The organism is Jatrophihabitans sp. sgz311053 (assembly GCF_056135305.1).
In genome coordinates this window covers 1,398,314-1,418,716 of sequence record NZ_JBWAXP010000002.1, presented here as the reverse complement: position 1 = coordinate 1,418,716, position 20,403 = coordinate 1,398,314, and the positions used below count along the sequence as shown (strand labels likewise).

At 70.0% G+C, this 20,403-nt stretch carries 18 protein-coding genes; 3 read left to right on the top strand and 15 right to left on the bottom strand.

What is annotated here, in order from left to right:
- Nucleotides 1-39: 39 nt before the first annotated feature.
- From AC0NZQ_RS15605 to AC0NZQ_RS15585, 5 genes are all read right to left on the bottom strand, one after another.
- Nucleotides 40-1,305 (bottom strand): HNH endonuclease signature motif containing protein, encoded by a 1,266-nt coding sequence (locus AC0NZQ_RS15605; protein ID WP_474530840.1) that lies wholly within the window; start codon nt 1,303-1,305, stop codon nt 40-42.
- Between the two features lie 101 nt (nt 1,306-1,406).
- Entirely contained in the window at nt 1,407-1,670 is a 264-nt protein-coding gene (locus tag AC0NZQ_RS15600) for a DUF6167 family protein (RefSeq protein ID WP_474530838.1), read from the bottom strand.
- 2 nt (nt 1,671-1,672) lie between these two features.
- Entirely contained in the window at nt 1,673-2,077 is a 405-nt protein-coding gene (locus tag AC0NZQ_RS15595; RefSeq protein ID WP_474530837.1) for a DUF948 domain-containing protein, read from the bottom strand.
- A 66-nt stretch (nt 2,078-2,143) separates the two neighbouring features.
- Entirely contained in the window at nt 2,144-3,415 is a 1,272-nt protein-coding gene (locus AC0NZQ_RS15590) for a replication-associated recombination protein A (RefSeq protein ID WP_474531416.1), read from the bottom strand.
- 327 nt (nt 3,416-3,742) lie between these two features.
- Nucleotides 3,743-4,762 (bottom strand): IPT/TIG domain-containing protein, encoded by a 1,020-nt coding sequence (locus tag AC0NZQ_RS15585; protein ID WP_474530836.1) that lies wholly within the window; start codon nt 4,760-4,762, stop codon nt 3,743-3,745.
- Between the two features lie 228 nt (nt 4,763-4,990).
- Here AC0NZQ_RS15585 and AC0NZQ_RS15580 point away from each other — a divergent pair, with 228 nt between their 5' ends.
- Nucleotides 4,991-6,487: a potassium/proton antiporter gene (locus tag AC0NZQ_RS15580; RefSeq protein WP_474530835.1), complete on the top strand. Its 1,497-nt coding sequence runs from the start codon at nt 4,991-4,993 to the stop codon at nt 6,485-6,487.
- A 17-nt stretch (nt 6,488-6,504) separates the two neighbouring features.
- Here AC0NZQ_RS15580 and AC0NZQ_RS15575 read toward each other — a convergent pair whose 3' ends face one another.
- From AC0NZQ_RS15575 to AC0NZQ_RS15555, 5 genes are all read right to left on the bottom strand, one after another.
- Nucleotides 6,505-7,404, bottom strand: a complete 900-nt coding sequence (locus tag AC0NZQ_RS15575) for an SseB family protein (protein WP_474530834.1) — start codon at nt 7,402-7,404, stop codon at nt 6,505-6,507.
- Nucleotides 7,405-7,480: 76 nt separating this feature from the next.
- The gene (locus tag AC0NZQ_RS15570) at nt 7,481-7,915 is read right to left on the bottom strand and encodes a nitroreductase family deazaflavin-dependent oxidoreductase (RefSeq protein ID WP_474530833.1); all 435 of its coding nucleotides are present in this window, start codon (nt 7,913-7,915) and stop codon (nt 7,481-7,483) included.
- Nucleotides 7,908-9,686: an aspartate--tRNA ligase gene (gene aspS / locus AC0NZQ_RS15565; RefSeq protein WP_474530832.1), complete on the bottom strand. Its 1,779-nt coding sequence runs from the start codon at nt 9,684-9,686 to the stop codon at nt 7,908-7,910. Before aspS ends, AC0NZQ_RS15570 begins: the two co-directional genes overlap by 8 nt.
- The gene (gene hisS / locus AC0NZQ_RS15560; RefSeq protein ID WP_474530831.1) at nt 9,683-11,014 is read right to left on the bottom strand and encodes a histidine--tRNA ligase; all 1,332 of its coding nucleotides are present in this window, start codon (nt 11,012-11,014) and stop codon (nt 9,683-9,685) included. The genes aspS and hisS overlap by 4 nt, the downstream gene beginning before the upstream one ends.
- Nucleotides 11,015-11,674, bottom strand: a complete 660-nt coding sequence (locus AC0NZQ_RS15555; protein WP_474530830.1) for an MBL fold metallo-hydrolase — start codon at nt 11,672-11,674, stop codon at nt 11,015-11,017.
- A 123-nt stretch (nt 11,675-11,797) separates the two neighbouring features.
- On the opposite strand from AC0NZQ_RS15555, the gene AC0NZQ_RS15550 reads away from it, so the two are divergent.
- Nucleotides 11,798-12,523, top strand: a complete 726-nt coding sequence (locus tag AC0NZQ_RS15550; protein ID WP_474530829.1) for an FKBP-type peptidyl-prolyl cis-trans isomerase — start codon at nt 11,798-11,800, stop codon at nt 12,521-12,523.
- Complete coding sequence (locus tag AC0NZQ_RS15545) at nt 12,523-13,374, top strand: peptidylprolyl isomerase (RefSeq protein WP_474530828.1); 852 nt, start codon at nt 12,523-12,525, stop codon at nt 13,372-13,374. Before AC0NZQ_RS15550 ends, AC0NZQ_RS15545 begins: the two co-directional genes overlap by 1 nt.
- Before the next feature lie 83 nt (nt 13,375-13,457).
- Here the strand turns inward: AC0NZQ_RS15545 and AC0NZQ_RS15540 are convergent, their stop codons facing one another.
- The 5 genes from AC0NZQ_RS15540 to secD form a co-directional block, all read right to left on the bottom strand.
- Complete coding sequence (locus tag AC0NZQ_RS15540; protein WP_474531414.1) at nt 13,458-15,929, bottom strand: RelA/SpoT family protein; 2,472 nt, start codon at nt 15,927-15,929, stop codon at nt 13,458-13,460.
- A gap of 119 nt (nt 15,930-16,048) precedes the next feature.
- A complete protein-coding gene (locus tag AC0NZQ_RS15535; protein ID WP_474530827.1) occupies nt 16,049-16,447 on the bottom strand; it encodes a peptidase inhibitor family I36 protein in 399 nt (132 codons plus the stop codon).
- Between the two features lie 78 nt (nt 16,448-16,525).
- Nucleotides 16,526-17,065 (bottom strand): adenine phosphoribosyltransferase, encoded by a 540-nt coding sequence (locus AC0NZQ_RS15530; protein WP_474530826.1) that lies wholly within the window; start codon nt 17,063-17,065, stop codon nt 16,526-16,528.
- Nucleotides 17,062-18,252 carry a protein translocase subunit SecF gene (secF, locus tag AC0NZQ_RS15525; RefSeq protein ID WP_474530824.1) on the bottom strand — a complete coding sequence of 397 codons (1,191 nt, stop codon included), beginning with the start codon at nt 18,250-18,252 and terminating at the stop codon, nt 17,062-17,064. Before secF ends, AC0NZQ_RS15530 begins: the two co-directional genes overlap by 4 nt.
- Nucleotides 18,252-20,393, bottom strand: coding sequence for a protein translocase subunit SecD (gene secD / locus AC0NZQ_RS15520; protein WP_474530823.1), 2,142 nt, complete (start codon nt 20,391-20,393; stop codon nt 18,252-18,254). Before secD ends, secF begins: the two co-directional genes overlap by 1 nt.
- Between the last annotated feature and the right edge of the window lie 10 nt (nt 20,394-20,403).

Here is a 20,403-nt window from a genome sequence, read left to right as displayed (position 1 = left end):
CAGGGATCTCGGACCACCGCACTCCGGCGGCGCACCCCGCTAGTCGTAGGGGTCGGGGAAGGTGAGGTAGACGTGACCGGTGGGGCTGGTCCAGGTCAGGACCTCGGCCGGATCACCGGTGACGTGCCAGCCGGCGCGGTGTTTGAGCTGGTGGTGCCGCAGGCACAGGCACTCGAGGTTGGCTGGCTCGGTGCGCCCGCCGTCCTCCCACGGCTGCTGGTGGTCGATCTCGCAACGGCGGGCCGGTTGCGAGCAGCCGGGGAAGCGACACCGACGGTCGCGGGCTCGGACGAACTCGCCCAGGTCGGCCGGCGGCCGGTAGGTCTGGGCGGAGTCGATCAGCACGCCGGCCTCGTCGGTGAGCAACCGCCGCCAAGTGCCCGATGGGTCAGCGGCGATCTGCCGGGCCAGCGTGGCCGGAATCGGGCCGAGCGACTCCAGGTGGCCCGGTTCGTCGTCGAGTCCGAGCAGGGTGGTCGCCGCGACCGTCACCTGCACGCGCGGGCGCCGGCCCTGCCAGCGCGGCAGGCCGGGGTCGTCCAACGTCTGCGCGGCGAGGTTGACCAGCGCGTCGGCACGTCGCTGGTCGACGCTGCGGTCGTCGCCGTCGACCTGCTTCGCCGCCGCGGCGGTGAGCGCGGTGAAGAGCGTCGCCGCCCCGTCGGCGGGGAGGAGCGCCCAGAGCTCGGCCATGCCGTCGGGCTGGTCGGTCACCACCACCCGACGCAGCTGAGCGGCCTGGCGGTGACGGACCTCGGCGGAACGGGGATCGGTGCTGACGACGGCACGACGCACCGCACGCGCGAAGACCGCCGGCGTCGGCACTGCTCCCCCGGCCGCGACCTGCTCACGCAGCCGCCCCAGCACACGCGTCTGGACCGCCGCCGTCGTCGCGTCGTCCAGCGGGAGGACGGCATCCACCAGCGAGCGGGTGTGGCGCGACGTCAACGTCCCGTCCTGCAGCAGGCCCAGCGTCTCCGGCAGACGCTCGACCAGCTCCTGGCCGGCGTGCAGCCGCTCGTCCACGGCCCGTCGCGACAGGTGCAGCGCCGCCGCGATCTCGTCCCGGCTCCACTGCTCCTCAGAAGAATCGGCCGCGGCGCATGCCGCGAAGACCCGGGACTGCTGCGCGTCCACCCAGGACCGCAACCGCTCCAGCGCTACCAGCGCATCGACGCGCCCCGCCTCGGAGAGGGCCGGCACGTCCACGAATCCGAACGGCGTCAGCAGCGCCTCGTCGGCCGGCACCGCGGCAGAGGCAGCCCACCGCATGAGCTCGTCCGCACTGGCCACGTCCCCCGACATGACCGCGACGCTAGAAGCAGGGTCTGACAGTTTTCGAGCTCACTCGGCCACGAGCCGCTCCCGGCCCGAGGTCGAGCCAGGCGACGACTGTCACGCCGGGATCAAGCAGGATCGGCGTCGCGTCCCGGTCGGTGCCCCAGCTGCCCGTCCAGCCCGGTGGACTCCCGCAGCTCGGCCTCCCGCTCGGCCATCGCCTCACGGACGTCGGTGCCGAAGTCGCGGATCGCGGCGGAGAGCTCGGCAAGTCCGGAGCCGACCGTCTCCGCCATGCCCTTGGGGGTGAGGCGCTGCGCCGCAGCCGAGAGCTTGCGGACGACGAGGACGCCGATGGTGATGCCCATGACGAGCCAGAAGAGGCGACGCATGGTCAGCGCCCCCGTCGGCTGGCGCGGTGCTTGCGACGGGCGGCCTTGATCGCCTCTTCGTCGCGACGGTTCGAGACCGTCTTGCGGACACCGTAGGTGAAGGCGGCGGCCTTGATCATGGGGCTGCCGAGGGTGGACGACACCACCGCGGTCATCGCCGCGACGTTCGTCGTCATCGAGTTGACGTTCTTGGCGATGCCCTCGATGTGGACGAGCTGCGCGTTGAGCTGCGTCACCGTGGACTGCGCCTCGGTCATGATCGGCGCGACGCCCTCGTGGGTCTTGCGGACCGCGAGGGTCGCCTCGTCCAGCGTGCGCCCGAGCTTGAGCAGCGGAATGGCGAGCAGCAGCACGAGCAGGACGAACGCACCCGCAGCGATCAACGCGGCGATGGCGCCACCGGACATGTCTGACTCTCCCCGCTACGGCAACCCGGAAACGATCACATGAAACCCTGAACCGACCCTATCTGGTCAGCCAGCGCCGCCCCCACGGCCCCGGATGACGTTGCGTAGTCTGTCCAGCCGCTCGCGCAAATGGCGCTCCGCGCCGCGGTCGGCCGGCTCGTAGTAGTTCCGGCCCACCAGTTCGTCCGGCGGGTACTGCTGCGCGACGACCCCGTCGGGATGGTCGTGCGGATAGCGGTAGGCCTTCCCCGCCCCCAGCTTCTTCGCCCCGCTGTAGTGCGCGTCGCGCAGCGCCGGTGGGACGGCGCCGGCGAGGCCGCCGCGGACATCGGACTGCGCCGCGTTGATGGCGGCGATCACCGCGTTGGACTTCGGCGCCAACGCCAGGTGCAGCGTCGCCTGGGCGAGGTTGATCCGGGCCTCCGGGAGCCCGATCAGCTGGACGGCCTGCGCCGCGGCCGTCGCGGCGAGCAGCGCCGTGGGGTCGGCCAGACCGATGTCCTCGGAGGCGTGGACGACCAGCCGGCGCGCGATGAAGCGCGGATCCTCCCCCGCCTCCAGCATGCGAGCCAGGTAGTGGACCGCCGCGTCGGGATCGGAGCCGCGGATGGATTTGATGAAGGCGCTGATGACGTCGTAGTGCTGGTCGCCGTCGCGGTCGTAGCGGACCGCCGCACTGTCCACGGCCTGCTCGAGGGTCTTCAGCTCGATCACCGCACGCCCCTCGGCGATCGTCGTCCCGGCCGCGGCCTCGAGCGCGGTGAGCGCCCGCCGCGCGTCCCCGCCGGCCAGTCGCAGCAGGTGGGCGCGAGCGTCGTCGGCCAGCGTGACGGCCGAGTCCAGACCGCGAGGGGAGACGAGTGCGCGGTCGACCAGCTGCCCCACCGCCGCCTCGTCCAGCGGCTGCAACGTGAGCAGCAGGCTGCGCGACAGCAGCGGCGAGACGATCGAGAAGAACGGGTTCTCCGTCGTCGCCGCCACCAGCGTGACCTGCCGCGCCTCGACGGCGGCGAGCAGCGAGTCCTGCTGCGTCTTGCTGAAGCGGTGGATCTCGTCGATGAACAGGACGGTCTGCCGGCCGTGATGGTTGAGCTCGACCTTCGCCCGGGCGATGACCTCGCGGACGTCCTTCACCCCGGCGTTGAGAGCAGAGAGCTGCTCGAAGCGGCGGTTCGTCGCGGACGAGACGATGAGCGCCAGGGTCGTCTTGCCGGTGCCGGGCGGGCCGAAGAGGATCAGCGACATCGGCGCGTCGCCCTCGACGAGTCGACGCAACGGCGAGCCCGCGGCGAGCAGATGCTGCTGCCCGACGACCTCGTCGAGCGTCCGCGGTCGCATCCGCGCGGCCAGCGGCGCGGCGGCGTCAACCGTCGCGCCGGGAGCGGCATCGCCGGGGTCGGCGTCCGATCCCGTCCCGAACAGCGTCACCGGATCAGCCTAGGCGTTGCCTCCGACGCCGGCCTCGCTCCATGAGTAAGTCCGTTTCCCTCCACCAATGGTCGCGACAGCAAGACGCGCTCGTCCCGATGGTCATGCCACGCCCAAGGTCATCGGCTGGCGATCACGGCACCTGCCCGCGAGAAGCGGGACGCCGGAGACAGCACAGCGGCGGTGGCGGGACCTCCGAGGAGATCACGCCACCGCCGCCGGGTGGTGCGCGTCAGATCACGAGACGTAGGTGTAGGTGCTGCCCGCGGTGACGACGCTGGTGACGGAGCCGGTGGTCGTCACCACGCTGACCGGGCCCGCGGTGGTGGCAGCCGGCACGGTGCAGGTGAAGGTCGTGGCGGTGGTGGTGCCGGTCTTCGGGCAGCTGGTGCCGCCGACGGTCGCGGTGGTGGTCGAGTCGAAACCGGTGCCCTTGACGGTGATGACGTTGCCGCCGTCCATCGGGCCGGAGACCGGGGCGACGGTGATGCCGACGCCGGCGATGACGAACTGGAAGCTGTCCGCGACGGTGGCCGACGACGAGGCGGCGGCGTAGTTGAAGGACTTCGAGACGCCGTTGCTGGTGATGCGCAGTACCGGCGCGGAGCTGGCGGCCAGGGCCGGCAGCGTCGCGGTGAACCAGTCGCCACCGGTCTTCATGACCACGTTGGTGACCTTGACGCCGTTGATGGTCGCCGACAGCGGGTAGGTGGCGCTGTTGACGAACTTCGTCGCCCCGGCGGTGACGCGGATGCCGGTGCCGCCGCTGACCGAAGCGGTGCGGGTCGGCGTGGTCTGGCTGGCGGTCCCGGAGGTGACGACCGGGAAGGTGGTGCCGTTGTTGGCGGCCAGGGTCGGCGCCGCGACGAAGTCCAGCGCCTGCTTGGTGTTGGTGGATGGCGTGGTGACCACGTTGGAGCCGGAGACCGGGGTGATGGTGATGACCGCGTTGGTCCCGACCGCGCAGGTGTTGTCGGTCTTGAAGACCAGCGACGTGGCGCTGGAGACGAAGTAGGTGCCGGCGGTGCAGCCGGCGATGGCGACGCTGCTGATCGAGTCTTCGTCGAAGTTGGTGCCGGTGATCGTCAGGGTCTGCTTCGCGGTGAGCGCCGGGAGCCGGTGGACGTTGATCGAGGTGATGGTCATCGTGCCGGCGGCGTCAGCGGCGGTGCCACCGGCCAGGACCGCGGCGCCGAGACCGGCCGCGATCGCGCAACCCGCGGCAAGAAGCCGACGAGGCAGGACGGTTCGGGACATGGAGTACTCCTCCGTGAGTCGGGGGGAACAACGGCCGGAGTCTCCGGCCGCGACCGCCGCATCCGTGCGGCTAGCAGTCCTTATCGGCAACCGGCGGCAGCACCTGAGCCCGCGGCAGAGAATTCTTCTCGCGCTTCGCTCCACTCGCTCGAGCGGCGCCGGAGATGCCCTCTCTGCACCACTCGACCTCTAGGCTGGATGTTTCGGCGACGGGAGGAGATCTCACGCGTGACCCTGGAGCAGCTCTACCTCGTGCTGCTGGTCGGCGGCGTCGTCGTCCTGGTCAGTATCGGCGCGACGCGGCTCGCGACCGTGGTGGGTCTGCCCAGCCTGCTGCTCTTCCTCGGCCTCGGTGTGGTCCTCGGCGAGGACGTCATCGGCATCAAGTTCGACAACGCGCAGGCGGCCCAGGACCTCGGCACGGCAGCCTTGGCCGTCATCCTCGTCGAGGGTGGTCTCACCACCCGCTGGTCCGAGGTCCGCTCGGTGCTCGCGCCGGCCGGATTGCTGGCGACGCTCGGCGTCGGCGTCAGCACCCTGATCACCGCCGCCGGCGCCCACCTGCTGCTCGGCTTCGACTGGCAGCTGGCCCTACTGCTCGGCGCGATCGTCTCCTCGACCGACGCCGCCGCGGTCTTCGCCATCCTGCGGGTCGTGCCGCTGCCGAAACGGGTCGCCGGCCTGCTGGAGGCCGAATCCGGCTTCAACGACGCCCCGTCGGTGATCCTGGTGACGCTCTTCGCCGCGGTCCCGTTCCACGTCGACGGCGTGCACTTCGTCCTGGAACTGCTCTACGAGCTCGCCGCCGGTGCCGGGATCGGTCTCGCCCTGGGTTTCGCCGGGTCCTGGGCGCTGCGGCGACTGGCCCTGCCCGCCTCCGGGCTCTACCCGCTCGCGATCTTCGGTCTCGGCATGGTGGCCTTCGCCGCGGCAGGCTCCGCCCACGCCAGCGGGTTCCTCGCCGCCTACCTGAGTGCTCTCGTCCTGGCCAACACCGGACTACCGCACCGCGCCGCCACCCGGTCGTTCGCCGAGGGCTTCGGCTGGCTGGCCCAGATCGGGCTCTTCGTCCTGCTCGGCCTGCTCGTCGATCCGTCCGAGCTCCCGGCGCAGCTGGTGCCCGGCATCGTCGCCGGGGTGGTCCTGCTGCTGCTGGCCCGGCCCGCCTCGGTCTTCGCGTCGCTGCTGCCCTTCCGGGTGCCGATCCGCGAGCAGCTCTATCTCTCCTTCGCCGGCCTGCGCGGCGCCGTGCCGATCGTGCTCGCCACCTTCCCCATCGTCGAGGGGGTGGCCGGCAGCGAGCGGGTGCTCAACATCGTCTTCGTCCTCGTCGTGGTCTTCACGCTCATCCAGGGGCCGTCGCTCGCGCCCTTCGCCCGGCTGCTCCGGCTGGCCCCGCGGGAGGCGGCCCGCCACATCGACGTCGAGGCCGCGCCGCTGGACGTGCTCGACGCCGAGCTGCTCACCGTCACAATCCAGCCGGGGTCACGGCTGGACTCGGTGTCGCTGCTCGAGCTGCGGCTGCCGTCCCGCAGCGTGATCACGCTGATCCTGCGTGATGCCCGCAGCTTCGTCCCCGATCGCGCCACCCGGCTCCGCACCGGCGACCAGATGCTCATCGTCACCAACCGCGGCGAGCGGGACGAGACCGAGCAGCGCCTGCGGGCCGTCAGCCGACGCGGCGCGCTGGCGCGCTGGTTCGGCGAGAACGGACAGCCCCGCTGATCACGCTGCCGGACATGTCACGCCCCGGAGAGCCCCTTCAGCTCCTCGACGGTGACGTAAGCCCAGGGCCCGGCCGCGTTCACCAGCAGACCCCCGAAGTCACCGTTGGCGGCGAGGGCGACCAGCTCGGTGGCGTCCTGGGTGGCGATGCGGTCGTCCGGGGAGAGGGCGATGACCTCCGGGCCGGAGGTGAAGACCGCCAGCGCCTGGCCGTTGCCGTCCGGGGCGTCGACGGTGCGGACGCGCACCGGGGTGTTCTCCCGCTGCTGCTCGCCGGGCTCGAGCTCCGGGGAGTCGACCGCCAGGGACAGCGGACCCGGCTGCCGCAGCGCCTCGAGCAGCACCTCGCGCGGCACGCCGGGATCCACTGCGGCCCGGATCGCGTCGTTGCGGGGAACGCGCAGCGCGAACTCGATGTCGTCGGCGGACAGCGCCACGCTGGGGCCACCGGCATCCAGTAGCAGCCAGGACGCCTCCTGCTCCCGCACCAGCTCCAGGACGCCGGCGGCCTCCTGGACCAGCGACTGCACCTGGACCCCTTCGGCGGCCCCGTCGTCGGGGTACATGAGCGCGAGCTGCTGCTGTGAGGTGAAGGCGAAGATCGCCGACTCGCCGTCGGGACCCTCGCCGCCACGGATGCTGATGGTCGAGCCCTCGGCGATCTGGCCGTTGTCGTCGACCTCGAGCTCGGAGCCGGTGACGTCCAGCAGCAGGAAGCCGTGCAGGCAGTGCCGCAGCACGTGCATCGTCGTCACGGTGCCGGCGGGCTCGCCGGAGCCCTGACCGGCCTGCTCGGCGACCGCCTCGATGGCGGCCCGGACGAGGTCGTTGCGGACCCCGGTCTCCTCGGGCTCGTCGGCGGGCGGCGAGGCCGGCTGAGACGGGCCGAAACGCGGGATGTCGGCGGGTCCGCTCATGCGCGTCCTCGCTTCGCTCCGGGCGCGCACGAGCCTCCACGCGCGCGATGACTCTGATTCGCTCGGCAAGCCTCGCTCATGCGCGCGTCAACGCCAGCACGGGGATGGTGCGGATGCCCTCGGTCTTCTTCTCGTACTCACCGAAGCCCGGCGCCTGCTTCACGATCTCGGCGTAGACGCGGTCGCGCTCCTCGCCCTCGAGCTCGGTGGTGGTCACGTCGTGGACGTCGATACCGCCGACACCGTCACCGCGGCCGACCTCGACGCTGGCCCGCTCGGCGGCGACCAGGTTGTGGTACCACTGCGGGTGCTCCGGGGCGCCCGCGGCCGAGGCGACGACGTAGATGGTGCCGGGCGCGCCCTCGAACCACACGACCGGCGTGACGTAGCCCTTGCCGGACGAGCGGCCGACGTGATGCAGCAGCACCATGTTGGCTCCGGCGAACTGACCGCCGACCACACCGTTCTTGGTGTGGAACTCGTCGATGATCTGCTGGTTCCAATCAGACATTGTTGCCGTCCTCCTCGGACTCGGGCTTGGCGTCCACGCCGGCTTCCTTGCGCTGTTCCGGCGTGATCGGCGCGGGCGCCGCCGTCAACGGGTCGTACCCGCCACCGGACTTCGGAAACGCGATCACGTCGCGAATCGAGTCGGCGCCGGAGAGCAGCGCGCAGATGCGGTCCCAGCCGAAGGCGATGCCGCCGTGCGGCGGGGCGCCGTAGCTGAAGGCGTCGAGCAGGAACCCGAACTTCTCGCGCGCCTCCTCCTGCGACAGGCCCATGACCTTGAAGACCCGCTCCTGCACGTCGCGACGGTGGATACGGATCGACCCGCCGCCGATCTCGTTGCCGTTGCAGACGATGTCGTAGGCGTAGGCCAGCGCCGAGCCGGGGTCGGTGTCGAAGCTGTCGATGGACTCGGGTTTGGGAGAGGTGAAGGCGTGGTGGACGGCCGTCCACTCCCCCGCCCCGACGGCCACGTCACCGGAGGCGACGGCGGCCGAGGACGGCTCGAACAGCGGGGCGTCCACGACCCAGAGGAACGACCACGCCGACTCGTCGATGAGGCCGAGCCGCTTGCCGATCTCCAGCCGGGTCGCGCCGAGCAGCGCCCGCGCCCCGGACGCCGGGCCCGCCGCGAAGAAGATGCAGTCGCCGGCCTGGGCCCCGACGTGTTCGACGATCCCGGCCCGCTCGGCGTCGGAGAGGTTCTTGGCCACCGGGCCGCCGAGCTCACCGTCCTCGCCGACGAGGATGTAGGCCAACCCGCGGTGACCGCGCTGCTTGGCGAACTCCTGCCAGGCGTCCAGCGTGCGCCGCGGCTGCGAGGCACCGCCGGCCATGACGACCGCACCCACGTACGGCGCCTGGAAGACCCGGAACGGGGTCTCGGCGAAGAACTCGGTGCACTCCACGAGCTCCAGATCGAAGCGCAGGTCGGGCTTGTCGGTGCCGTAACGCTGCATCGACTCGGCGTAGCTGATCCGCGGGATGTCGCCGATCTCGACATCGATCAGCGCCCACAGCGCACGCAGCACGGACTCGGCCAGCGCGATCACGTCGTCCTGGTCGACGAAGCTCATCTCGATGTCGAGCTGCGTGAACTCCGGCTGCCGGTCGGCACGGAAGTCCTCGTCGCGGTAGCAGCGGGCGATCTGGAAGTACCGCTCCATCCCGGCGACCATGAGCAGCTGCTTGAACAGCTGCGGCGACTGCGGCAGGGCGTACCAGCTGCCGGGACGCAGCCGTGCCGGGACCAGGAAGTCGCGCGCACCCTCGGGGGTCGACCGGGTCAGCGTCGGCGTCTCGATCTCGACGAAGTCACGCTCGAGCAGGACGTTGCGGGCCGCGGCGTTGACCTTGCTCCGCAGCCGGATCGCGGCGGCGGGCTCGGCGCGGCGCAGGTCCAGGTAGCGGTACTTCAGCCGCGCCTCCTCCCCCACCTCGGCGTGCGCGTCGAGCTGGAAGGGCAGCGCACTCGCCTCGTTGAGGACCTCGATCTCGCCCGCGACGACCTCGATCTCGCCGGTGGGAACGTTCGGGTTGACGTTCTGCGCCTCGCGGGTGCGGACCTCGCCGGTCACCTTCAGCACCCACTCGTTGCGCAGGCCGTGCACGGTGTCGTCCTCGCGGACCACCACCTGCACGACACCCGAGGCGTCGCGCAGATCGAGGAACGTGACACCGCCGTGGTCCCGCCGCGTGGCGACCCAGCCGGCGAGGGTGACGGTGCTGCCTGCGTCGGACGCGCGGAGCGTGCCGGCGTCGTGGGTGCGGATCATGACTCAACCTTCGTGGCGATGACCTGCGGTCGCAGGTCGGATTCAGGGGGCGTCCAGGTGGCGGGATCGGCCGTCACCTCGTCGCCGGAGCGGATGTCCTTCACCCGGTGCGCGGACTCCTCACGAGCCGGGAACCAGACGAACGGGATTCCCCGCCGTTCGGCGTAGCGGATCTGCTTGCCGAGCTTCTGCGGCGTCGCGGCGACCTCCGTGGCGATGCCGCGGGCCCGCAGCGCCGTGGCGATCGCGTCCGAGGCCGGCCGTGACTCCTCGTCCCAGAGCGCGACGAGCACGGCCGACGGGACGGCCCGCGAGCCGTTCAGCGCCCCGGACTGGAACAGCGGCATGAGCAGCCGGGTCACGCCGAGCGAGATGCCGACGCCGGGATAGCTGTTCTTCCCGTCCGAGGCCAGCGCCTCGTAGCGGCCACCGGAGCAGATGGAGCCGAGGGATTCCCACCCGGCCATCCGGGTCTCGAAGACGGTGCCGGTGTAGTAATCCAGGCCGCGGGCGATGCGGAGGTCGGCGGTGACGGTGACGCCCTCGATCGAGGCGCAGCCGTCGATCACGGCGGCCAACTCTTCGAGCCCCTGGTCGAGCAGGTCGTGTTCCACGCCCAGGGCGCGGACCTGCTCGACGAACGAGGTGTCGGTGGCGCTGATCTCGGCGAGGGCGAGGCAGAGGTCGGCCTGCTTCTCGTCCAGGCCCGCGGTGCCCCGCAGCTCGTCGCGGACGACCGCGGCCGGCACCTTGTCCAGCCGGTCGATGGCGCGCATCACGGCGGCGACGTCCCTGGCGCCGAGCCCTTCGTAGAAGCCCTGGATGAGGCGGCGGTTGTTGACCTGCAGCGTGAGTGCAGGCAGGAAGTCCAGCGCGCCGAGCGCCTCGGCCATGACCCGGGCGATCTCGATGTCGTGGTGGAAGGGCAGGGTGTCGCGGGCGACGATGTCGATGTCGGCCTGGGTGAACTCCCGGTAGCGCCCCTGCTGCGGCCGCTCGCCGCGCCACACCTTCTGGATCTGGAAGCGCCGGAACGGGAACTCCAGGTGCCCGGCGTGTTCGAGCACGTACCGCGCAAAGGGCACGGTGAGGTCGTAGTGCAGGCCGAGACCGGAGTCGGAGGCGTCCTCTTCGGCCTGCAGCCGCCGCAGGACGTAGACCTCCTTGTCGATCTCGCCCTTGCGCAGCAGGGTCTCCAGCGACTCCGCCGCGGGGGTCTCGAGCGGCGCGAAGCCGTGCAGCTCGAAGGTCCGCCGCAGCGCGTCGAGGGCGGCGAGTTCGGCGAAGCGCTGCGACGGCAGCAGCTCGGGAAATCCGGAGATGGGCATTCAGAGATCCTGCAGATATGGGTTGGTGGCGCGTTCGCGCTCGATGGAGGTCTGCGGTCCGTGGCCGGGCAGCACGACGGTGGCATCGGCCATCGGCAGGATCACGCGCTGGAGGGACCGCGTCATGTCCGCCATCGACCCGCCGGGCAGGTCGGTGCGCCCGATCGAGCCGGCGAAGAGGACGTCGCCGGCGAAGAGCACCGGCTCGTCCTCGGTCGGCAGATCGAAGACGACCGAACCGAGGCTGTGACCCGGGGCGTGCCTGACCCCGAACTCCAGGCCGGCGAGCGGGACCGTCGCTCCGTCGGCGAGCTCCCGGACGTCGTCCGGCTCGGCGGCAGTGAGCATCCCGAACAGCGGCGTGCCCTTCGGCATGCCGACCCCGGACCACGGGTCGGCGAGCTGTGGCCGGTCGCCGGGATGGATCCACGCCGGGACGTCCCGCGCCTGGCACACCGGAAGCACCGAGAAGGTGTGGTCGAAGTGCCCGTGGGTGAGCAGCACCGCTACCGGGTGCAGCCGATGCTCGGCGATGATCTCGTCCAGCTGTCCGGTCACGCCGACGCCCGGGTCGATGACGACACACTGCTCACCGGGACCGGGCGCGACGACGTAGCAGTTGGTGGCGGTGGCCTCGGACGGGAAGCCCGCGATGAGCACGTCCGCGCACTCCTGACGAATCGACGACGGTTCGGTCCACCCTACCGAGCAGCCTCCACCGGGAACGCGCAGGTTGTTTCCGTAGACTGCCCGAGGTTTTGCCCTGACAGGAGAGGACCTCGGGTGGCGACGAACAAGCAGCGCCGGGATGCCGAACGGCTGCGGCTGCAGCGACAGCTCGAAGAGCGCCGGGCCCGGGAGGCCACGAAGAAGCGGGTCGTGCTCATCGGCTCGGTGGTCGGGACCCTCGTCGTGATCGTGGCGGTCGTCCTGGCCGTCGTCGCCGCCACCGGCGGTGACGACAAGAAGAACGATGCCGCCGCGACGCAGAGTCCCTCGCCGTCGTCCTCGCCGTCGGGCTCGTCGAGTGCCGAGAAGCCGGCCGACTGCACCACGGCCAAGCAGGCCAAGGGTGCGGTCACCTTCCAGGGCGTCACCGTCGGCAATCCGACGAACCTCAAGGCCGAGCCGAAGGTCTGCTCGGCCGGCACCACCGACCCGACGAAGCTCGAGTACAAGGATCTCGTGGTCGGTAAGGGCAAGACCCCCTCGCTGACCTCGACGGTGAGTGTCCAGTACGCCGGTGTCCTGTACCGCGCCGGGACCGCCTTCGACTCCTCCTGGGCCCGCGGCGGACAGCCGGCGGAGTTCTCGCTGCAGAAGGTCGTCCCCGGCTTCACTCAGGGCATCGGCGGCAACTCCGCTGCGAAGATCCCGCCGATGAAGGTGGGCGGTCGTCGCATCGTGATCCTGCCGTCCGCACTCGGGTACGGCGCGACCGGCAGCCCGCCCACCATCCCGGCCAACACCGCCCTCGTCTTCGTCATCGACCTCGTCAAGACCAGCTGATGCCGACCGAGAAGCAGCGCCGGGAGGCCGAGCGCCGCAAGCTGCAGCGCCAGGCCGACAAGCGACGGGAGCAGGCGGCCCGGCGGAAGAAGACGAACCTCATCATCTCGATCGTCGCCGTCATCGTGGTCGTCGGTGGGGTGATCGCGCTCATCGCCGGGACGAGCGGCAGCGACGACGACAAGCAGGCGGCCGACTCCGGCCAGCCGAGCAGGTCAGCCGCCTCCTCCACCGCGGCCCGCACCCCGACGTATCCGTGCGACTGGACCAAGGCGCAGACCTCGGTCAAGTCCGGCATCGTCGCGCCGACCACCACGACACCGCCGAAGACCGGCAGTGTGGACGTCAGCGTCCGCACCAACCGCGGTGCCATGAGCTTCACACTGAACCGCGCACTGGCACCCTGCACCGTCGCGAGCTTCGTCTCGCTCGTGAAGCAGGGCTACTACGACAAATCGCCGTGCCACCGCCTCGTCACCGAGGGGATCTACGTCCTGCAGTGCGGTGACCCGACCGGCCAGGGCACCGGCGGACCGGGCTACTCCATCCCGGACGAGGCAACGGGCCGTGAGTCGTACCCCGCCGGCACCATCGCGATGGCCCGCTCGGCACAGCCCCACAGCGGCGGCAGCCAGTTCTTCATCGTCTACAAGGACTCCCCCAGCCTTCGGCAGAACCTCGGTCAGCTGCAGTACACCGTCTTCGGCAAGGTGACGTCGGGACTGTCGGTCGTCGACAAGGTGGCGGCCGGCGGTGTCGCGACGACACCGGACAGCGGGACACCGGGCTCGAGCACGGACGGCAAGCCGAAGCTGCCGATCACGCTGACCAAGCTGGCCGTCACCCGCTGACCCGCTTCCCCTGTCGTCTGGTCGATCCGCGGGCCGCAGATCGACCACACGGCAGGGGAAGGTGGCTCGGAAGCTAGTGGAACCTAGTTGGCGTGCACCCGGTAGACGTCGTAGCAGCCCTCGACGCCCCGGATGGAGCGCAGCAGGCTGTCCAGATGCATGGCCTCGGCCATCTCGAAGGTGAAACGGCTGATGGCCACGCGGTCCCGGTTGGTGGTGACGTTCGCCGCGAGGATGCTCACCCGCTGATCCGACAGCACCCTGGTGATGTCCGAGAGCAGACCGCGCCGGTCCAGCGCCTCGACCTGTACCGAGACGACGAAGGACGACCCGGTCGACGGTGCCCACTCGACGTCGACCAGCCGCTCCTGCTGGGCGAGCAGCGATGAGGCGTTGGTGCAGGTCGTGCAGTGGATGGAGACGCCACCGCCCCGCGTGACGTACCCGAGGATCTCGTCGCCGGGCACAGGCGTGCAGCAGAGGGCGAGTTTCACCCAGACATCGCTGACGCCCTTCACCACGACTCCGACATCGCTGGTGGTGCGACGCGACGTCGTCGGCTCGACCGTCGGCAGCACGACCTCGGCGATGTCCTCGACCGAGCCCTCGGTGCCGCCGAACTGCGCCACCAGCTTCTGCACCACCGACTGCGCGGAGACGTGGTTCTCCCCGATGGCCGCATAGAGGGCCGAGACGTCGGCGTAGTGCATGTCGTGGGCGAGGGTGAGCAGGTGGTCCCCGCCGAGCAGCCGCTGCAGCGGCAGCGACGCCTTGCGCATCGCCTTGCTCAATGCCTGCTTGCCGGCGTCGATCGCGTCCTCGCGCCGTTCCCGCGCAAACCAGGACTTGATCTTGTTCTTGGCGCGCGGCGACTTGACGAACTCCAGCCAGTCGCGTGACGGCCCGGCGCTCTCGGCCTTGCTGGTGAAGACCTCGACGCGGTCACCGTTGTCCAGGACGCTCTCGAGTGCGACCAGCTTGCCGTTCACCCGGGCCCCGATGCAGCGGTGGCCGACCTCGGTGTGCACCGCGTAGGCGAAGTCGACGGGTGTCGACCCGGCCGGCAGCGGGACGACGTCACCCTTGGGGGTGAAGACGTAGACCTCCTTGGCGTTGAGGTCGTAGCGCAGGTTGTCCAGGAACTCGTCGGGGTCCTGTGACTCGCGCTGCCAGTCCAGCAGCAGCCGCAGCCACCCCATCTCGTCGGACATCCCCGCCGGGTCGGCGACGTCGAGATCCTTGCGCTCCTTGTACTTCCAGTGCGCGGCGATGCCGTACTCGGCGGTGCGGTGCATGCCGTTGGTCCGGATCTGCAGCTCGACCGGCTTGCCGCCGGGACCGATCACCGTGGTGTGCAGTGACTGGTACATGTTGAACTTCGGCATGGCGATGTAGTCCTTGAACCGGCCGGGGACCGGCTGCCAGTTCGCGTGGATCACACCGAGGGTGGCGTAACAGGCCGGTTCGTCCTGGACGAGGACGCGGATGCCGACGAGGTCGTAGATGTCGGTGAACTCGCGGCCGCGGACGATCATCTTCTGGTAGATCGAGTAGTAGTGCTTGGGGCGGCCGGTCACCTCGGCCTTGATGTTGCTCGCGCGCAGGTCGGTGGTGATCCGCTCGATGACCTCGCTGATGTAGGTGTCGCGGCTCGGCGCCCGCTCGGCCACCAGCCGCACGATCTCGTCGTAGCGCTTCGGGTAGAGCGTGGCGAAGGCGAGGTCCTCGAGCTCCCATTTGATCGTGTTCATGCCGAGCCGGTGGGCCAGCGGGGCGAGCACCTCGAGAGTCTCGCGGGCCTTCTTCTCCTGCTTCTCCGGCGGGAGGAAGCGCAGCGTGCGCATGTTGTGCAGCCGGTCGGCGAGCTTGATGACCAGCACCCGCGGGTCGCGGGCCATGGCGGCGATCATCTTGCGGATGGTCTCGGCCTCGGCCGCCTGCCCGTACTTGACCTTGTCGAGCTTGGTGACGCCGTCGACCAGATGTGCGACCTGGTCGCCGAACTCGGCACGGACCGCTTCGAGGGTCTTGCCGGTGTCCTCGACGGTGTCGTGCAGCAGCGCCGCGATGAGCGTGGTGGTGTCCATGCCCAGCTCGGCCAGGATGGTCGCCACGGCCAGCGGGTGGGTGATGTACGGGTCACCGCTCTTGCGCAGCTGTCCCTGGTGGCACTCCGCGGCGACGTCGTAGCCACGCTGCAGCCGCCGCGCGTCGGCCTTGGGATGCGCGGCACGGTGGATGGCGAAGAGCGGCTCCAGCACCGGCTTGACCGTCGACTGCCGGCCGGTGGTGACGATGCGCCGTGCCAGCCGGTCGCGCACCCGGCGCCGGTGCAGCTCACCGGACTCGGGCTTCTCCGCCGGCCGGGCCCGGGGCGTGGCGGCGGACGGGGCCTTCTTCGCCGGCGCGGCGGGTTTCGCGACAGTGGGACTCGCGGCGGCGGGAGTCGGGTCAGGTGCGGTCTGCGGCTGCTCGGACGGAGCTGGCGGCGCGCCGGATGCGGGCGTGTCAGTCTTGCGTGGCGGCGGCTGCCGCGTGCCGGCATCGGTTGTCAGCGCCGACCCCTTTCACCTCGCAGGTAGTGCGAGTGTACGTCCGCACCAGATGCGCACGCACGGGAGTGGGCCCCGGCGACGCCGAGGCCCACTCCGTCAGATAACAACCCCAGCGTCCGTCAGCAACGCTTCCACGAGCTGTAGGCCTCGTTGTACTTCACGTAGTTGACGACCTTCTTCGGACCGATCTTCTCGCCGAAAGAGTTGTAATCCTTGTTCAGGTAGAAGCAGACCGTATAGCTCGAGTCGTTCCAGATCGAGCTGATCGAGTCATTGACGGGTCGATTTTCACAGCCCGATAGACCCTTGTGATAGTTGTTATTCGCGAAGTTGGTGTCTGGCGTAGCGAAATTCATCTGGCAACCCTGCAGGTTGGACAGTTCGAACGCGCAGACATTGCCCGACTGGCAGAAGGCGGGGGCGCCCCCGCTGGCCGAGGCCGAGCTCATGGGCGACGCGACCATCAACGCCGCGATCATTGCCCCGAGCAGTACCAGACGAGTCGGAATCTTCGTCATAAAACCCTCCCAATGGATGATGGAGGGACAAAATACCAGAGTCAGACGTTCGCACGACGGCCTGGATACGCCGGTGCGTCAGATCGTGAGCAGCGTGTGCAGCGGCGGTCCGTCGGCGAGGCGGGCCCGGCCGTCCAGGAAACTCAGCTCGATCACGGCACCGATGCCGACGACCTCCGCGCCGGCGGCGGCGAGCAGGTCGACCCCGGCCCGCAGCGTGCCGCCGGTGGCGAGCACGTCGTCGACGAGCAGGACGCGCTTGCCGTCCAACAGCCCGGTCGGGACCTCGATCTCGGCGCTGCCGTACTCCAGGTCGTAGCTGCGGCTGACGGTGGGCGGCGGCAGCTTGCCGGCCTTGCGCACCGGGACGACGCCGCAGCCGAGCTCGACGGCGAGCGCGCCGGCGAAGACGAATCCCCGCGCCTCGACGCCCGCGACGAGATCCACCTCGTCCGGAGCCGCCTCCCCGAGCCCGGAGACGACCGCCTCGAAGAGCGCGGCGTCGGCGAGCAGGGGTGAGATGTCCTTGAAGAGCACGCCCGGTGTCGGGAAGTCTTCGACGTCCCGCAGGGCACCGTCGATGCGGGCGGCCAGGTGGGCCTTGCGGCTGCTGCTCACCGTTTCCGTCGCTGCGGCCGGGCGCCCACCTTCGGGGCGGGGGCGGGTCCACCGCGACGGGCGGGCGCTCCCGCGCCGACGAGCTCACCGGACTCACCGCGCTTGGCGTCACTGGCCCGCTTGGCCTCCACCCGCCTGGTGAGCGCCTTGTACTTCGGGTCGCGCTCGGTGAGGTCGACGACGATCGGCGTCGCCAGGAACAGCGAGCTGTAGGCACCCGAAGCCAGACCCACGAAGAGGATGAGGGCGAGGTCCTTGATGGTGCCGACGCCCAGCACGCCCGCACCGACGAAGAGCAGTCCGGCGACCGGCAGCAGACCGATCAGCGAGGTGTTGATCGAGCGCATCAGTGTCTGGTTCACGGCGAGGTTGGCCGCGTCGCTGTAGGTGGTCCGCGACCCGGCCAGGATGTCCTTCGCGTTCTCCTGCACCTTGTCGTACACCACGACGGTGTCGTACAGCGAGAAACCGAGAATGGTCAGCAACCCGACGATCGTGGACGGCGTCACCTCGAAACCGATGATCGAGTAGATGCCGGCCGTGATCATGAGGTCGAAGATCAGCGCGGTCATCGCGCCGACCGCCATCCGCCACTGGAACCAGATCGCGATGTAGGCCGTCACCGCCACCAGGAAGATGATCAGGCCCTGCAGCGCCTTCACGGTGGTGTCGCGGCCCCACGAGCTGCTGATCGAGGTCACGGTGAACGTGCCCTTGCCGATGCCGAGCGTCTTCGCGACATCGGTCTCGACCCGGTCCTGCTCGGACGGACTCTGAGCCGGGATATTGGTGACGAGCTGTCGGTTGGACGAGTCACCCACCTCGGTCGTCGCACCGTCGGGCTCCACGCCCGCGTCCACGAACGCCTTGTTGACGTCGTCGGCGGAGATCGAGGTGTCGTTCGTCGAGATCTGGAACGTCGTGCCGCCGGCGAAGGCGACGCCGAAGTTGAAGCCGCGGAAGACCAGGCTGCCGATGCAGATCAGCATGATCAGCGCCGAGGCGATGTACCACTTCTTCCGCGCGTGGACGAACCCGATGCGGGTCTCGCCCCGATAGAGCTGGGTGAAGATCGAGATCTTCTTGCCGGTGGGCTTCGGCGTCGCGACCGTCGTCGTAGCGTCCGGGTCGGCCGCAGTGGCGTCGTCCGGCGGCGTGGGGTCGGGGAGGTTGCTCTTGTCGGCCATCACAGGTCGCCCTTCTCGTCACGCTGCTCGCGCTGTCGCGCTCGCCGGGCCGCTGCCCGCTCGGCCGCCGTGCCGCCCTGCGGGTTGCTGCGACGCCGGGGTGCCTCGTCGGCCGTGTCGTCGACCGCGTCCGTACCGGTGGCGCGGTCGTCCGCCGGCTCGTCGTCCTTGTCCAGGACCACCGTCGAGCTGCGGCGCTGGGCTGCCCGCGCCGCCGCACCCTTGGCCTTCGGCTCGTCCTTGTCGGGCGTGATGCCGCCCCCCCGGACGCTGTTCAGGCCGGTGAATCGAGGCGACCCGAAGGCCTTGCTCCGCGACAGCAGCGCCACCATCGGATGGGTGAAGACGACCACCACGAAGAGGTCGAGGATCGTCGAGAGTCCCAGGGTGAAGGCGAAGCCCTTCACGTCGGCCGAGGCGAAGATGTAGAGGATGATCGCGGCGAGGAACGACACGATGTCGGCCGAGATCACGGTGCGTCGGGCCCGGACCCAGCCACGGGGCACGGCGACGCGCACACTGCGTCCCTCGTGTACCTCGTCCTTGATTCGCTCGAAGAAGACGACGAACGAGTCGGCGGTGATACCCAGCGCCACGATCAGCCCGGCGATGCCGGCGAGGTCGAGGGTGAAGCCGATCTGCTGGCCCAGGATCACGAGCATCGCGTAGGTGAGCAGGCCGGAGACGACCAGCGAGGCGATGGTGACGAGGCCCAGGCCTCGGTAGTAGAGCAGCGAGTAGATGACGACCAGCACCAGGCCGATGCCACCCGCGAGTAGCGCCGCGTTGAGCTGCGATACCCCAAGGCTGGCCGACACCCGCTCGTTGGAGTCGGTGTTGAAGGACAGCGGCAGCGCGCCGAACTTCAGCTGGTTGGCGAGCGTTTTGGCCTCGTCCGGCGTGAAGTTGCCCGAGACCTGGGTCGCCTGCCCGATGATGGGCTCGTTCGTGGCTGGCGCGGAGACGACATTGCCGTCCAGCGTGAAGGCGACGAAGTCGTTGCACGGCAGTCCGCCCGCAGCCGTCCCACACTGCTGCGGGCTCCCGTCCTGCTTGCCGGTGTTGTGGGCGGTCGTCCAGTTGCCCCAGGCGGTCTGACCGGAGTCGTTGAGAGTGAGGGAGACCGTCCACTGCTGACTGCCGCCCTGGCCCGTCGACGGCGCGATGGCGTTGGCTTCGGTGACCTGCGTGCCCCTGATGATGACGGTGCCGAGGAGATAGGCATATCGCTGACCACCAAGATCGCCACACGCCACGTAGTAGCTCTTCGGGTTGTCGTCCACCCGGTTGGTCTGGTCGCAGTCGGTCGTGGCCAACGCTGCGGCAATCTGCTGCTGCTGTGTCTGCGAGAGCTTGGTGAAGCCGGCTTCGGTCGTCGGGATGGTGATCTTGGCCGAAGCGGCCAACTTGCCCACGGCGTTGAAGACGCACGGCTGCGGCGCCTGTGACGCCGGTGCGGAGGGTGTGGCGGTGCCGGAGGCGGTCCCGGTCGGTGTCGCCGCGCCACGGGTGGCGGTTCCGGACGGGCTGGCCGTCGCGCTGGCGGAGGTCGGCGCGGTGAGCGGACGCTGGTTGAGCCCGTTGGGAGCGTTGGACCCGCTCGGCGCGGCGGAGGTCGAGCGCGCGCCTGAACTCGCTGCCCCCGAAGGCCCCGCCGAGGCGCCCTGAGCCGAGCTCGGCGAGTTGCCGACGCTGGGCGAGCTGCTGCCGGAGGGGCTGGCGGAGCCGGAGCCCTTGCCCGAGGAGGAGATGCAGCTGTTGGGGATGGCGGGGGCGATGACCGGACGAAAGTTGAGCTGCGCGGCCTGTCCCAGGCGTTGCACGTCGGTGTCGGTGCCGCCGGGGATCGAGACGACGAGCTGGTCGTCGCCCTGGATCTGCACCGTGGAGGCGGTGACACCGGTGTAGTTGATGCGATCCTCGATGATCTGCCGCGCCTGCTCCATGGAGGTGGAGGTGACCGTCTTCCCGGCCGGCGGGACCGCGGTGAAGATGACCCGGATACCGCCGACGAGGTCGATGCCCAGCTTCGGCGTGTTCGCGTTGCCCGGCAGCAGCACGAGGAGGTAGAGCAGGCCGAGGACGACCCCGAGCGCGGTGAAGTAGCGGGAGACGCGCATGGTTCCCGGCGGTGGTGCCACGGTGACTTAC